Genomic DNA, 14,498 nt, shown 5'->3' with positions numbered 1-14,498 from the left:
CTTACCGCGACGCGGCGGCGGGGCGGCGGGAGCGCCGTCTCCGGCCGCGTGCGGCGGCCGGTCCGCGGGAGGCGGCCGGGGCGGGCCCGGGCCGCTGCGGCGGCACCGAAACCGGCGCCGTGACCTGACGCGCGGAGGCCTGTCCGGCCAGCGCCTGGATGACGGGGGAGGCCGCGGTCACCTGCTGGGGGACGGCGCGGATGGCCGCCTTGCGCATCATCGATTCGGTGTCCCGGCGTTGCTCGGGCAGGACGATCGTCACAACGTCGCCCGAGGCCCCCGCCCGGGCCGTGCGGCCGGAGCGGTGCAGGTAGGCCTTGTGCTCCGGGGGCGGGTCGACGTGCACCACCAGCTCGATGTCGTCCACGTGCACGCCGCGCGCGGCGATGTCGGTCGCGACGAGCACCCGGGCGTCTCCGGCGGCGAACGCCGCCAGGTTCCGGTCGCGCACGTTCTGGGAGAGGTTGCCGTGCAACTCCACCGACGCGATGCCGGACTGGGTGAGCTGGCGGGCCAGCTTCCGGGCCTGGTGCTTGGTCCGCATGAACAGGATTCGCCGGGAGTCGCCCGCGGCCAGCCGGTGCACCAGCTCCTTCTTGGCCTGCGGGCCGTCGACGCAGAAGAAGTGATGCGTCATCGCGGGAGCCACCGACTTTGGTTCCGCGATCGATCGCGTCACCGGGTTGGTGAGGAACCGCTTCACCAGGGTGTCGACCGCGGCATCCAGGGTGGCCGAGAAGAGCAGCCGCTGGCCCCCGGCCGGGGTGGCCGCCAGGATGCGGGTGACTGTGGGCAGGAAGCCAAGATCGGCGAGGTGATCGGCCTCGTCGATCACCGTGACCTGCACCGCGCCCAGGCTCACGAGTTTTTGCTTCATCAGGTCGTCCAGGCGCCCCGGGCAGGCGACGACGATGTCGACACCCGACTTCAGCGCCGCGACCTGCTTGTGCTGCGAGACCCCGCCGAAGACGGTGACCACGCGCAGGCCCCGAACCGCGGCGAGCGGCGCGATGGTGGCGGCGATCTGTGTCGCCAGTTCGCGGGTGGGCGCGAGCACCAGCCCGGTCGGCTTGCCCGGCCGCCGGTCACCGGCATCGAGCCGGCTCACCAGCGGGATCGAGAACGCGAGCGTCTTGCCGCTGCCGGTCTTGCCGCGGCCCAACACATCACGGCCGGCAAGAGTGTCCGGCAGGGTCTCGATCTGGATCGGGAACGGCCGGTGAACGCCGCCCTTAGCGAGCGCGTCAACCAGCGATGGGCTCACCCCGAGGTGAGCAAAAGTCTTGTCTTCAAGCATGTTTCAATGTCCCTACAGCGTCAGTGGTAGCGAGGTCTTTGGTCGCTAGGTCAGTGGTAGCGAGATTGCCCGTCTGGCAACATCGATCGCCGCGACTCGAGGCTGTGCGGTGCGCACCTGGTCATCTCGGACTCGGCGCCCCGCGGGGATCTGAGAGGAAATAACGAATCGATCACGACGTGCTGGCGACCCGTTCGGCGCCAACGTTGACAACAGCCTACCGCACCCGCCGGCGAACTATTGCGTCCGGGCGGTCACGCCGCAATGACCCTGGTCACATCGGCGCGCCGGCTCGCCGTCACGCCGCCGGCTCTGTGGCCCGCGAAAGCTCTTGCGCCGCTGAGTAATCCGGCCAGCCGGGGTAGGCCGGGGGCGTTCCGCCGAACAGCGGACAGTGCTGCTGATGGGGGCACCAGTCGCACAACCGCGACTGACTGGGACGGAAATCACCCGTCCGGCCCGCCGTTTGGATGGCCCGCCAGATCGCGGTCAGCGTCTTCTCGAAGCGCAGCAGCTCGTCGTGGTCCGGGGAATAGTCCAACACCTGGCCGTCGGCGAGGTAGATCAGCCGCAACCGGGTGGGCGGTACCCCGCGCGTGCGCAGCAGGGCCACCGCATAGAACTTCATCTGGAACATCGCCTTGAATTCGGCCAGGGCCCGGGCGGCCGGCGGCGCCTTGCCCGTCTTGTAGTCGACCACCCGCAGCTCCCCGGTGGCGGCGACGTCGATCCGGTCGATGAAGCCGCGCAGCAACGTGCCGTCGGCGAGCTCGACCTCCACCCGCTCTTCGCAGCACTGCGGGTCGAACCGGGTCGGGTCCTCCAGCCGGTAATAGCCGGAGAGCAACGCGCGGGCCTCGGCGAGCAACTGGCCGCGCTGCGCGGGTTCGAACTCGCCGGCCAGCTCGGGCGCCGCGGCGACGACCTGGTCCCAGGCCGGCTCGAGCAGCGCCAGCGCGGTGTCGGGGCCGCGCTGAGCGGCGGGCAGCGCGTAGAGCTGCTGCAGGGCCGCGTGCACCACCGAGCCGCGCAGCTGTGCCGCGGACGGCGCCTCGGGCAGCCGGTCGATCGCCCGGAAGCGGTACAGCAGCGGGCACTGCTTGAAGTCCGCCGCCCGCGACGGCGACAGGGCCGGTTTCGAAGCCGGTTTCGAAGCCGGTCTTGCAGCCGGCCGCGCGAGGGTCTGCGGCTGGTCGGTCATGTCCGCAGCGTAGAACCGGGTGCCGACAACCCCGGGCACCGGACGCGGCGAGTCGGCTGGCACGCTAGACGGCGTGTCCGCAACCGGCCCGTTCACCGTCGGGGAACGCGTCCAACTCACCGACGCCAAGGGCCGGCACTACACGATGTCGCTCACGCCGGGGGCGGAGTTTCACACCCATCGCGGCTCGATCGCGCACGACGCGCTGATCGGGCTGGAGCAGGGCAGCGTGGTCAAGTCCAGCAACGGCGCGGCCTTCCTGGTGCTGCGACCGCTGCTGGTCGACTACATCATGTCGATGCCCCGCGGGCCTCAGGTCATCTATCCCAAGGACGCCGCCCAGATCGTGCACGAGGGGGACATGTTCCCGGGTGCGCGCGTCCTCGAGGCCGGCGCCGGATCGGGGGCGCTGACCTGCTCGCTGCTGCGCGCGGTCGGCCCCGGCGGGCGGGTGGTCTCCTACGAACAGCGCACCGATCACGCCGAACACGCCCGCCGCAACGTCTCGGTGTTCTTCGACGGGCTGCCGGACAACTGGGAGCTGATCGTCGGCGATGTCGCCGACTCCGACCGGTCCGACGGCTCCTTCGACCGGGCCGTGCTCGACATGCTCGCGCCGTGGGAGGTCCTCGGCGCGGTGTCCCGGCTGCTGATCCCCGGCGGTGTGCTGATGATCTATGTCGCCACCGTGACCCAGCTCTCGCGGGTGGTGGAGGCGCTGCGCGCCCAGCAGTGCTGGACCGAGCCGCGGTCGTGGGAGACGCTGCAGCGCGGCTGGAACGTCGTCGGCCTGGCCGTCCGGCCGCAGCACTCGATGCGCGGGCATACCGCGTTCCTGGTCTTCACGCGCCGGCTCGCGCCCGGCGTCGTCGCGCCGGCGCCGCTGGGGCGCAAACGCGAGGGCCGCGACGGCTAGTTAGCCGATGCCTAGTCGTCGCTGCGCCGCAGGCCCCGCCGCACCGACAGCAGCTCGAACTCCGGGTGCGCGGCCACCAGGCGTTCGGCCGCGTCCAGGACGTCGACGGCATGACTGCGGTCGCCGGACACCGTGGCCACACCGATGCCCGCGCGCCGATACAGCTCGTGTGACCCCGTCTCGGCCGCCGACACGCTGAACTTGCGTTTCAGCTCGGCGACGACGGGCCGGACCACCGAGCGCTTCTGTTTGAGTGATCGGACGTCGCCCAGCAGCACGTCGAACTCGAGCCAGCCGATCCACATGCCGGGGGTCAACCGGGCGGGCCCGGGGTGGGGCCGGGCCCGGGGGCCGGCTCGGGTTGTGGCGCGGGCGCCGGCGCCGCCGGCGACTTGCCCAGCGCCAAGAGCATTTCGGCGGTTCGCCGGGACAACTCCCAACCGCCTTGGAACGGCGTGAATTCCATCGGGAAGTGGAAGCTGGCGTTGGCCGGCTGGGCGGTGTTGACGTCGATCGTGGCTACCACGTTGGACGGCGTCTTGTCCGACCAGGCGATGTCGCGCGCGACGAAGCTCATCGGCAGGTAGCCGTTGTCGCGCAACGCGTTGGTGAAGTTGTCCAGGGTGCCCGCGCTCTCGGGGGTAGCGCCTTCGACCAGACCGACCTTGTTGATGCCGGGTACGTTCGGGTCGGCCAGCCGGGCCAAGATGTCGGTGAGCGCTTCGGGCGTCGGCAGCGGGGTAGTCGGTGAGATGACAACCGTGCTCGACGTGGGCGGGGCCGCCGGAGGCGCAGAGGAGGCGATTCGGGGTTGCTGATGCGACGAACATCCCGCGGTGCCGACCACCGCCACGACGACGGCGGCGCCCAGGGCTGCGAACAGGTGTCGGTGCATTCAGTCGATCAGGCCGGCCGGTGGTTAGGTGCGCATTGCGAACCGGGCGTCGGCCGTGCGGTGGGGCCAACGGGTGCAACTGAACTCACACCCGCGGGCGCCACGCCGATGCGGGTTGCGCCGGCGAAGCCCGTGGCGAGGCCTTTTGCGGTCACCCTGCCACCTCCTAGGGCCCTTTCGATCAGCGGGATTAGTGGCCGAGATTACCAACGAGACGAAAATCTTAACTTTTCGTGGGTATTTGACTCCGCACATCATTGGTCAATCGCCGGTAGCTTTGAAGTATCCACCGCGCCAATTCGGTGTGGGAAAGGAGCGCAACATGGGTAGCTCAGAGCGTTCTGAAGCATTCGGTACCCCCCGTGAGTCGGGCATATCCAGCGGCGATGCTGCCGAATTGGAAGAACTGCGCCGTGAGGCGGCGCTGCTGCGCGAGCAACTCGAGCACGCGGCCGGGGCGCAAGGCGGCGCCCGCTCCGCGCGCGACGTGCATCAACTCGAAGCGCGCATCGACTCATTGGCGGCTCGCAACTCGAAGTTGATGGAGACCCTCAAAGAGGCGCGCCAGCAACTGCTGGCGTTGCGGGAGGAAGTCGATCGGCTCGGGCAGCCGCCGAGTGGCTACGGCGTGTTGCTCGGCTCGCACGAGGACGACACGGTCGACGTGTTCACCTCGGGCCGCAAGATGCGCCTGACCTGCTCGCCGAACATCGAAGTTGCGTCGCTGCGGAAGGGACAGACCGTCCGCCTCAACGAGGCGCTGACCGTCGTCGAGGCCGGCACGTTCGAATCGGTCGGCGAGATCTCGACTCTGCGTGAACTGTTGGCCGACGGACACCGGGCGTTGGTCGTCGGCCACGCCGACGAAGAGCGCATCGTCTGGCTCGCCGAGCCCCTGGTGGCCGAGGACCTGCCGGAGGGCCACCCCGACGCCCTCAACGACGACACCAGGCCCCGCAAGCTGCGCCCGGGCGACTCGTTGCTGGTGGACACCAAGGCGGGCTACGCGTTCGAGCGCATCCCGAAGGCCGAGGTCGAGGACCTGGTGCTGGAGGAGGTGCCGGACGTCAGCTACGAGGACATCGGTGGCCTGACCCGTCAGATCGAGCAGATCCGCGACGCCGTGGAGCTGCCGTTCCTGCACAAGGAGCTGTACCGGGAGTACGCGCTGCGGCCGCCCAAGGGTGTGTTGCTGTACGGCCCGCCCGGCTGCGGTAAGACGCTGATCGCCAAGGCGGTGGCGAATTCGCTGGCCAAGAAGATGGCCGAGGTCCGTGGGGACGACGCCCGCGAGGCGAAGTCGTACTTCCTCAACATCAAGGGCCCGGAGCTGCTGAACAAGTTCGTCGGTGAGACCGAGCGTCACATCCGGCTGATCTTCCAGCGGGCGCGGGAGAAGGCATCGGAGGGCACGCCCGTGATCGTGTTCTTCGACGAGATGGACTCGATCTTCCGCACCCGCGGCACCGGGGTCTCCTCGGACGTCGAGACCACGGTCGTCCCGCAGCTGCTGAGCGAGATCGACGGGGTGGAGGGGCTCGAGAACGTCATCGTGATCGGCGCCTCCAACCGCGAGGACATGATCGACCCCGCGATCCTGCGGCCCGGCCGCCTGGACGTGAAGATCAAGATCGAGCGGCCCGATGCCGAAGCGGCGCAAGACATCTTCTCGAAGTACCTGGTCGAGTCGCTGCCGCTGCACGCCGACGACCTCGCCGAGTTCGACGGCGACCGGTCGGCCTGCATCAAGGCGATGATCGAGAAGGTCGTCGAGCGGATGTACGCCGAGATCGACGACAACCGGTTCCTGGAGGTCACCTACGCCAACGGTGACAAGGAGGTCATGTACTTCAAGGACTTCAACTCCGGGGCGATGATCCAGAACGTCGTCGACCGGGCGAAGAAGAACGCGATCAAGTCGGTGCTGGAGACCGGGCAACCGGGTCTGCGCATCCAGCACCTGCTGGACTCGATCGTCGACGAGTTCGCCGAGAACGAAGACCTGCCCAACACCACCAACCCCGATGACTGGGCGCGGATTTCGGGCAAGAAGGGCGAGCGGATCGTCTACATCCGCACGCTGGTCACCGGCAAGAGCTCGAGCGCTTCGCGGGCGATCGACACCGAATCCAACCTCGGCCAGTACCTGTAGGGCTCCGGGCGCGGCGCCGGGCGCCGCGCGGGGTCAGTCGGTCACCAGCGAATAGCTGTTGGTCAGGTTGTCCTGCAGCACCTGGGCCGCGCGGGTCCTGGTGTCCACCCGCAGCTCCTCGGTGAGCACCCTGGGCTGGTAGCTCCACCCCGCCGGCAGGTCGAGCCGGTCGGCGAGCCGCGGCAAGTCGGCTTGCGACAGGTTGGGGTCGGAGACCTGGCTCAACGTCTGCATCACCCAGTGCTGCCCGTGGGGGTCGATGAGCTCATAGATCTGTTGGCCGGCGTTGAAGACGAACACCGTGTGGCGGTTGACCTTGTTCGGGACGTACGGCGCGGGATTCGTCGACGACAGCAAAACCGTGGCCTGCTGGATCATCTCGATGCCGCCGAAGGTCTTCGTCACCTGCGGCCCCTGGGCTTCCTTTTCGATCGCGTTCATCAGCCAGTACCGCGGGCCGTTGAGCAGGGCGGCGGCCACCCCGTTTTCGGCGGCGATGGCGTGCGGGTCGAGGGCGGACCACAGTTCGGCGGGGCAGTCGTTGAGCGGGAAGCTGTTGTAGACGGTCGCCTGGGGGCCGGCCTCGCCGGAGGTTACGAGCAGCACTTCGCCGTAGCGTTTTCCGGCCAGGTCGAGTGCGTGTTTGCCGACGGCGTGGTCGGATTCGGGGGCGGACACACGGTGAAGTTAGTCACTGCCGTCGGTGCCGTCAACAGCAGGCGGGGACGGCGCGACGGCGCCGCGGTAGCGGTTGCGGGCGATCAGGGTGGCGTGCAGGTCGCCGATCAGCGGGTCCAGGAAGGTGGAGCGGTACTCGGCGTCGCCGGCCGCGCGGGCGCTGATGTACATGAAGGTCAGCGCGCCGAGGAAAAGACTCATGTGCACCAGCGAATCCGGCACCGGCAGCGTGAATCCCAGCACCGTCGCCGTGCTCTTGTAGGTGTGGGTCCATTCGTTGAGCAGATCGGGGCTCAGCACGATCAGTCCCAGAACCAGGTAGATCGCGGCGGTGACCACCGTCACCACCAGGATCTGCGCCAGTTGGGAGGCGGCCAGGACGAAGACGACGTTGAGGCGTTCCGCCCTTCTCAGGGGCGCGCACTCCGGGGCGTCCGGCATGGCCGCGAACGGCGTGCCGGCGAGGTGGTCTGTCTCCCCGGGCGGGGCGGCCGTCGACCTCAGCATCGGCCGGACCCGTTCCACGGTCGCGGAGACGACGAAGGCCGCCGCGATGGAGACCAGGAACGCCATGGCCAGACCCAGCCGGTTCCCGCTGATGGTGGCCGCCATCAGCCAGACGTAGGTGTTGAAGAACACCAGCGCGGTCAGCAGCACGACCGGCAGCGCCCGCACCGCCAGCGCGCCCACCATCGCGAAATGGGACAGCATCATGCGCACCGCCCAGCCGACCACCGAACCCACACCGAGGCCGGTCAGGATCAGCACGACGGCGACCACCGCTGCCTGCTGCGGCAGTTGCGCCACGTCCGCCGTCATCATCGAGACGCACGCCACCACCAGAACCGACACGGTGGCAATCGCCGCGCGCGTCCGCCCGTTTCGTGACCGGGACACCAGCCAGCCCACAAGGACCATCAGCGGGAGGCTGAGGCCGACGATCGCCAGCACGACCAGTTCGGAACCCGTTGGCGTACCTGTGATTTCGACATCGTGGCCGCCGGTGATCAGATAGATCGGCAGGATGCAGGCCTGCAGCGTCGCGTACGCCGCAAGCATGGGCGCCGAACGCGGCCACAGGCGACGCCACCGCCCGCGCCGGGTCAGCACGGAGGGCAAACCCCGCTGCAGGAACCAGCTTTCGGCCGCACCGCTTTCCGCACCTCGGCGGCGCGGAGTTACGTCCATGCCGGCTCACCCTACGGCGGCCAGGTCACCCGCGCTGGTCCTTCAGCGACTACGGGCATCGGTTGTTGGCCGCCCCGCCCCGTGGGGCGCATCGTCGCCCGGCCTACGCTTAGGTCATGCAACGGATTATCGGGACGGAGGTCGAGTACGGCATCTCTTCACCATCGGACCCGACGGCCAACCCGATCCTCACCTCGACACAGGCGGTGCTGGCCTATGCGGCCGCCGCCGGCATCCAGCGCGCGAAGCGGACCCGCTGGGACTACGAGGTGGAATCGCCGCTGCGGGACGCCCGCGGTTTCGATCTGAGCCGTTCGGCCGGGCCGCCGCCGGTGGTCGACGCCGACGAGGTCGGCGCGGCCAACATGATCCTGACCAACGGGGCGCGGCTCTACGTCGACCATGCCCACCCCGAATACTCGGCGCCCGAGTGCACCGACCCACTGGACGCGGTGATCTGGGACAAGGCCGGCGAGCGGGTCATGGAGGCCGCCGCCCGGCACGTCGCCAGCGTGCCCGGGGCCGCGAAGCTGCAGTTGTACAAGAACAACGTCGACGGCAAGGGTGCGTCCTACGGCGCGCACGAGAACTACCTGATGTCGCGGCAGACGCCGTTCTCGTCCATCATCGCGGGACTGACCCCTTTTCTGGTGTCCCGGCAGGTCGTGACCGGCTCTGGGCGGGTCGGCATCGGGCCCTCGGGTGACGAGCCCGGCTTCCAGCTGTCCCAGCGCTCCGATTACATCGAGGTCGAGGTCGGCCTGGAGACCACCCTCAAGCGCGGCATCATCAACACCCGTGACGAACCCCACGCCGACGCCGACCGGTACCGCCGGCTGCACGTCATCATCGGCGACGCCAACCTCGCCGAGACGTCGACCTACCTGAAGCTGGGCACCACGGCGCTGGTGCTCGACCTCATCGAGGTCGGCCCGGAGCACGGGATCGACCTGAGCGACCTGGTGCTCGCCCGGCCCGTGCATGCGGTCCACGCGATCAGCCGTGATCCGTCGCTGCGCGCCGTCGTGGCCCTGGCCGACGGTCGCGAATTGACGGCCCTTGCGCTGCAACGGATTTACCTCGATCGGGTGGCGAAGCTGGTCGACAGCCGCGACCCCGACCCCCGCGCGGCCGACATCGTCGAGACGTGGGCGCGTGTGCTCGACCAACTCGAGCGGGATCCGATGGAATGCGCCGAGGTCCTCGACTGGCCCGCCAAGCTGCGGCTGCTCGAGGGATTCCGCCAGCGGGAGAACCTGAGCTGGTCGGCCCCCCGGCTGCACCTCGTCGACCTGCAGTATTCCGATGTGCGGCTGGACAAGGGCCTGTACAACCGGCTCGTCGCTCGCGGCTCCATGAAGCGGCTGGTCACCGAACACCAGGTGCTGGAGGCGGTCGACAACCCGCCGACCGACACCCGCGCGTACTTCCGCGGTGAATGCCTGCGCAGGTTCGGCGCCGACATCGCCGCCGCCAGCTGGGACTCGGTCATCTTCGACCTGGGCGGCGATTCCCTGGTGCGCATCCCGACGCTGGAGCCGCTGCGCGGCAGCAAGGCGCACGTCGGAGCCCTGCTGGACTCGGTGGACAGCGCCGCCGAACTGGTGGAACAACTCACCAGCTAAGCCGGTTAGACCGGGGAATGTCGCGGTCGACCGGTAGGGTAGAGAATTACCAGCGGGGCAGTGTGGCTTTGGAAGCAAGCAAGCCGCTGAACAAGTTCAGATGAAGCAGGAGGCCGGCGATGGCTCAGGAGCAGACCAAGCGTGGCGGTGGTGGTGGCGACGACGACGACTTCGCCGACAGCACGGCCGCGGGCCAGGAGCGCCGCGAGAAGCTAGCCGAGGACACCGACGATCTGCTCGACGAGATCGACGACGTCCTCGAAGAGAACGCCGAAGACTTCGTCCGGGCATACGTCCAAAAGGGCGGACAGTGACCTGGCCCTTCTCCGATCGCCTGTCCACCAACTCCGCACTCCCGGGCTCGGCCCTTTCCAGAAATCCCGCCGTCGACCTGTCGTCGTTCGCTGACTTCCTGCGCCGCCAGGCTCCGGACCTGTTGCCCGCGAGCCTCGGCGGCGGCGCGCACGGCGACGGAGCCGGCGCGCAGCTGCCGCACGGCACCACCATCGTCGCCCTGAAATATCCCGGCGGCGTCGTCATCGCCGGGGACCGGCGCTCGACCCAGGGCAACATGATCGCCGGGCGCGACGTGAAGAAGGTGTACGTCACCGACGATTACACCGCCACGGGCATCGCGGGCACCGCAGCCATCGCCGTCGAGTTCGCCCGCCTCTACGCCGTCGAGCTCGAGCACTACGAGAAGCTCGAGGGCGTGCCACTCACGTTCGCCGGCAAGGTGAACCGGCTGGCGATCATGGTGCGCGGAAACCTGGCCGCCGCGATGCAGGGACTGGTGGCGCTGCCGCTGCTGGCGGGCTACGACATCGGCGCGCCCGACCCCGAGGGTGCCGGCCGGATCGTCTCCTTCGACGCCGCCGGCGGCTGGAACCTGGAAGAAGAGGGCTATCAGTCGGTGGGGTCGGGCTCGATCTTCGCCAAGTCGTCCATGAAGAAGCTGTACTCGCGCGTCGTCGACGCCGATTCCGCCGTGCGCGTGGCCGTCGAGGCGCTCTACGACGCCGCCGACGACGATTCCGCCACCGGCGGACCCGACCTGGTTCGCGGTATCTACCCGACGGCGGTCACCATCGGCGCCGAGGGGGCGGCCGAGGTGCCCGAGAGCCGGATCGCCGAACTGGCCCGGGAGGTCATCGAAAGCCGTTCGCGCGCAGACACTTTCGGCCCCGACGGCGGTGAGAAGTGAGCTTTCCGTATTTCATCTCGCCCGAGCAGGCGATGCGCGAGCGCAGCGAGCTCGCCCGCAAGGGCATCGCGCGCGGCAAGAGCGTGGTGGCGCTGGTCTACGCCGGCGGGGTGCTCTTCGTGGCGGAGAACCCGTCGCGGTCCCTGCAGAAGATCAGCGAGCTCTACGACCGCGTGGGTTTTGCGGCCGCGGGCAAGTTCAACGAGTTCGACAACCTGCGCCGCGGCGGAATCCAGTTCGCGGACACGCGCGGCTACGCCTATGACCGCCGCGACGTCACGGGACGCCAGCTGGCCAACGTCTACGCGCAGACGCTGGGCACCATCTTCACCGAGCAGGCCAAGCCCTACGAGGTGGAGTTGTGCGTCGCCGAGGTCGCGCATTACGGCGAGACGAAACCGCCTGAGCTGTACCGGATCACCTACGACGGGTCGATCGCCGACGAGCCGCACTTCGTCGTGATGGGCGGTACCACCGAGCCGATCACCACCGCGCTCAAGGAGTCCTACGCCGAGAACGCCGACCTGCGCGAGGCGACGCAGATCGCCGTCAAGGCGCTGCGCGCCGGCAGCGCGGACGGGTCCGGTGGGGATCAGCCCTCTCCGGACGTGGGCAGCCTGGAGGTCGCCATCCTCGACGTCAACAGGCCGCGGCGGGCCTTCCGCCGGATCAACCGCGCGACCCTGGAAAACTTGCTGCACGAGGGGGATTCGCAACAGCCGGAAACCAACGGCGACGGCCCCGAATCCAACGGCGACTCCGTGGGCTGAATCGGGCCGAGTCGGTCCGGCCTCGTGTTCGCTACGGGTGAAACACCGGGCGGTTCCGAGCCGGCCGGGGTGACGCGCCGGAGCGCCGCCACGTCCCGCGACGGTCGCCCCGGGCGGTTCTCGCGCGGGCGCCGGCGGGGCCTCGCGAAACTCGTCGGGACCCATAGGCGCGGCTTCCGCACCGTCCCGGTCGGACAACCAGTACCCTCGATTACGTGCAGCGACGAATTATGGGCATCGAGACCGAGTTCGGTGTCACCTGCACCTTCCATGGCCATCGCCGCCTGTCCCCGGACGAGGTCGCCCGCTATCTCTTCCGGCGCGTGGTGTCCTGGGGGCGCAGCTCCAACGTTTTCCTGCGCAACGGCGCACGCTTGTATCTGGACGTGGGCAGCCACCCCGAGTACGCGACGGCCGAGTGCGACAGCCTGGTGCAGCTGGTCACCCACGACCGGGCCGGCGAATGGGTGCTGGAAGACCTGCTCATCGACGCCGAACAGCGGCTCGCCGACGAGGGCATCGGCGGCGACATCTACCTGTTCAAGAACAACACCGACTCGGCGGGCAACTCCTACGGCTGCCACGAGAACTACCTGATCGTGCGGGCCGGTGAGTTTTCCCGGATCTCCGACGTACTGCTGCCGTTCCTGGTCACCCGCCAGCTGATCTGCGGGGCCGGCAAGGTGCTGCAGACGCCCAAGGCGGCGACGTTCTGCCTGTCCCAGCGCGCCGAGCACATCTGGGAGGGCGTCTCCTCGGCGACCACGCGCAGTCGCCCGATCATCAACACCCGCGACGAGCCGCACGCCGACGCCGAGAAATACCGGCGGCTGCACGTGATCGTCGGCGACTCCAACATGTGCGAGACCACGACCATGCTCAAGGTCGGGACCGCGGCACTGGTGCTGGAGATGATCGAGGCCGGCGTCCCCTTCCGCGACTTCTCGCTGGACAACCCCATCCGCGCCATCCGCGAGGTCAGCCACGACGTCACCGGCCGGCGGCCGGTGCGGCTGGCCGGCGGGCGGCAGGCCAGCGCCCTGGACATCCAGCGCGAGTACTACAGCCGGGCCGTCGAGCACCTGCAGACGCGCGAACCCAACGCCCAGATCGAGCAGGTCGTCGACCTGTGGGGGCGGCAGCTCGACGCGGTCGAGAGCCAGGACTTCGCCAAGGTGGACACCGAGATCGACTGGGTGATCAAGCGCAAGCTGTTTCAGCGGTACCAGGACCGGTACAACATGGAGCTCTCCGACCCCAAGATCGCGCAGCTGGACCTGGCCTACCATGACATCAAGCGCGGGCGCGGCGTGTTCGACCTGCTGCAGCGCAAGGGGCTGGCGGCGCGCGTCACCACCGACGAGGAGATCGCCGAGGCGGTCGACCATCCGCCGCAGACCACCCGGGCGCGGCTGCGCGGCGAGTTCATCAGCGCCGCCCAGGCGGCGGGCCGCGACTTCACCGTCGACTGGGTGCATCTCAAGCTCAACGACCAAGCGCAGCGCACCGTGCTCTGCAAGGACCCCTTCCGGGCGGTCGACGAGCGGGTCAAGCGGCTGATCGCCAGCATGTAGCCCGGCCGCTCCGGTCGCACCCGAAACAGCGGTCACACCAGCCCCGCCCTCGTGGGGCATTCCGAACCCGCACATTTGATAGCGCCGGCGCCATCCAATTCGCGACGCGGTGGTGCCCGCCGACCCGTGGCTGCTGTGGCGATTGTGAATTCTGCGACTCGCCAGCCGGTGCAGGCGCGCGAGGGGGGCCGGCTATAACCTGGTGCGAATGGCGACCTCGAAAGTCGAGCGGTTGGTCAATCTCGTCATCGCCCTGCTGTCCACCCGCGGCTACATCAGCGCGGAGAAGATCAGAACCAGCGTGGCCGGATATGCGGACAGTCCCACCGCCGAGGCGTTCTCCCGGATGTTCGAGCGGGACAAGAACGAGCTGCGCGATCTGGGCATCCCGCTCGAGGTCGGCAGGGCGTCGGCCTGGGATCCCACCGAGGGTTACCGGATCAACCGCGACGCCTACGCGCTCCCGGCGGTCGAGCTGACCGCGGACGAGGCGGCCGCGGTCGCCGTCGCGACGCAACTGTGGGAGTCGCCCGAACTCATCACCGCCACCCAGGGTGCGCTGCTCAAGCTTCGCGCCGCCGGGGTGGACGTCGATCCCGTGGACATCGGGGCGCCGGTGGCCATCGCCTCGCCGCCCGGCGTGCCCGGGCTGCGCGGCTCGGAAGAGGTGCTCGGGATCCTGTTGTCGGCCATCGACTCCCGGCAGGCGGTGCAGTTCCCGCACCGGCCGTCGCGGGCCGAACCGTACAGCACGCGCACCGTGGAGCCGTGGGGCGTCGTCACCCAGAAGGGCCGCTGGTACCTCGTGGGCCACGACCGCGACCGCGACGCCACCCGCACGTTCCGGTTGTCGCGGATCGGGGCCGAGGTGAGGCGGATCGGCCCGCCCGGGGCGGTCGCGGTGCCCGAGGGCGTGGACCTGCGCCGGATCGTGGCCCGGACGATCGCCGAAACGCCCACGGGTGCGCGGGCGCGGGTGTGGGTCGCCGACGGGCGGG

14 protein-coding genes are annotated in these 14,498 nt (G+C 69.1%); 8 read left to right on the top strand and 6 right to left on the bottom strand.

The features are described from left to right. Window position 1: 1 nt before the first annotated feature. Complete coding sequence (locus tag HMPREF0591_RS19525; protein WP_007170378.1) at window positions 2-1,297, bottom strand: DEAD/DEAH box helicase; 1,296 nt, start codon at window positions 1,295-1,297, stop codon at window positions 2-4. 298 nt (window positions 1,298-1,595) lie between these two features. Continuing rightward, on the bottom strand, window positions 1,596-2,498 hold the full coding sequence (locus HMPREF0591_RS19520; RefSeq protein WP_040623149.1) for a RecB family exonuclease: 903 nt from the start codon (window positions 2,496-2,498) through the stop codon (window positions 1,596-1,598). Between the two features lie 73 nt (window positions 2,499-2,571). Between HMPREF0591_RS19520 and trmI the strand changes: the two genes are divergently transcribed. Beyond that, window positions 2,572-3,414, top strand: coding sequence for a tRNA (adenine(58)-N(1))-methyltransferase TrmI (gene trmI, locus HMPREF0591_RS19515; protein WP_040623148.1), 843 nt, complete (start codon window positions 2,572-2,574; stop codon window positions 3,412-3,414). 11 nt (window positions 3,415-3,425) lie between these two features. Here the strand turns inward: trmI and HMPREF0591_RS19510 are convergent, their stop codons facing one another. Next, window positions 3,426-3,719, bottom strand: coding sequence for a DUF503 domain-containing protein (locus HMPREF0591_RS19510; protein WP_007170375.1), 294 nt, complete (start codon window positions 3,717-3,719; stop codon window positions 3,426-3,428). 8 nt (window positions 3,720-3,727) lie between these two features. Further along, the gene (gene lppK / locus HMPREF0591_RS19505) at window positions 3,728-4,309 is read right to left on the bottom strand and encodes a lipoprotein LppK (protein WP_007170374.1); all 582 of its coding nucleotides are present in this window, start codon (window positions 4,307-4,309) and stop codon (window positions 3,728-3,730) included. A 322-nt stretch (window positions 4,310-4,631) separates the two neighbouring features. Here lppK and arc point away from each other — a divergent pair, with 322 nt between their 5' ends. Further along, window positions 4,632-6,461, top strand: coding sequence for a proteasome ATPase (arc, locus tag HMPREF0591_RS19500; protein WP_040623401.1), 1,830 nt, complete (start codon window positions 4,632-4,634; stop codon window positions 6,459-6,461). 33 nt (window positions 6,462-6,494) lie between these two features. Here arc and HMPREF0591_RS19495 read toward each other — a convergent pair whose 3' ends face one another. Together HMPREF0591_RS19495 and HMPREF0591_RS19490 are read right to left on the bottom strand one after the other, a co-directional pair. Further along, on the bottom strand, window positions 6,495-7,139 hold the full coding sequence (locus HMPREF0591_RS19495) for a hypothetical protein (protein WP_007170372.1): 645 nt from the start codon (window positions 7,137-7,139) through the stop codon (window positions 6,495-6,497). Between the two features lie 9 nt (window positions 7,140-7,148). Further along, the gene (locus tag HMPREF0591_RS19490) at window positions 7,149-8,327 is read right to left on the bottom strand and encodes a hypothetical protein (protein WP_007170371.1); all 1,179 of its coding nucleotides are present in this window, start codon (window positions 8,325-8,327) and stop codon (window positions 7,149-7,151) included. A 116-nt stretch (window positions 8,328-8,443) separates the two neighbouring features. On the opposite strand from HMPREF0591_RS19490, the gene dop reads away from it, so the two are divergent. The 6 genes from dop to HMPREF0591_RS19460 form a co-directional block, all read left to right on the top strand. Continuing rightward, entirely contained in the window at window positions 8,444-9,952 is a 1,509-nt protein-coding gene (gene dop, locus HMPREF0591_RS19485) for a pup deamidase/depupylase (protein WP_007170370.1), read from the top strand. A 119-nt stretch (window positions 9,953-10,071) separates the two neighbouring features. Next, a complete protein-coding gene (locus HMPREF0591_RS19480; RefSeq protein WP_007170369.1) occupies window positions 10,072-10,266 on the top strand; it encodes a ubiquitin-like protein Pup in 195 nt (64 codons plus the stop codon). Then, on the top strand, window positions 10,263-11,156 hold the full coding sequence (gene prcB, locus HMPREF0591_RS19475) for a proteasome subunit beta (protein ID WP_007170368.1): 894 nt from the start codon (window positions 10,263-10,265) through the stop codon (window positions 11,154-11,156). The genes HMPREF0591_RS19480 and prcB overlap by 4 nt, the downstream gene beginning before the upstream one ends. Further along, window positions 11,153-11,926 carry a proteasome subunit alpha gene (gene prcA, locus HMPREF0591_RS19470; RefSeq protein ID WP_007170367.1) on the top strand — a complete coding sequence of 258 codons (774 nt, stop codon included), beginning with the start codon at window positions 11,153-11,155 and terminating at the stop codon, window positions 11,924-11,926. Before prcB ends, prcA begins: the two co-directional genes overlap by 4 nt. A gap of 215 nt (window positions 11,927-12,141) precedes the next feature. Continuing rightward, window positions 12,142-13,500 (top strand): Pup--protein ligase, encoded by a 1,359-nt coding sequence (gene pafA / locus HMPREF0591_RS19465; protein ID WP_085981665.1) that lies wholly within the window; start codon window positions 12,142-12,144, stop codon window positions 13,498-13,500. Between the two features lie 208 nt (window positions 13,501-13,708). Further along, the coding region (locus HMPREF0591_RS19460) for a helix-turn-helix transcriptional regulator (protein ID WP_007170365.1) at window positions 13,709-14,498 on the top strand (790 nt) is incomplete at its 3' end.

The organism is Mycobacterium parascrofulaceum ATCC BAA-614, from assembly GCF_000164135.1.
Classification (GTDB): Bacteria; Actinomycetota; Actinomycetes; order Mycobacteriales; family Mycobacteriaceae; genus Mycobacterium; species Mycobacterium parascrofulaceum.
This window is presented reverse-complemented; position numbering and strand designations above follow the sequence as displayed.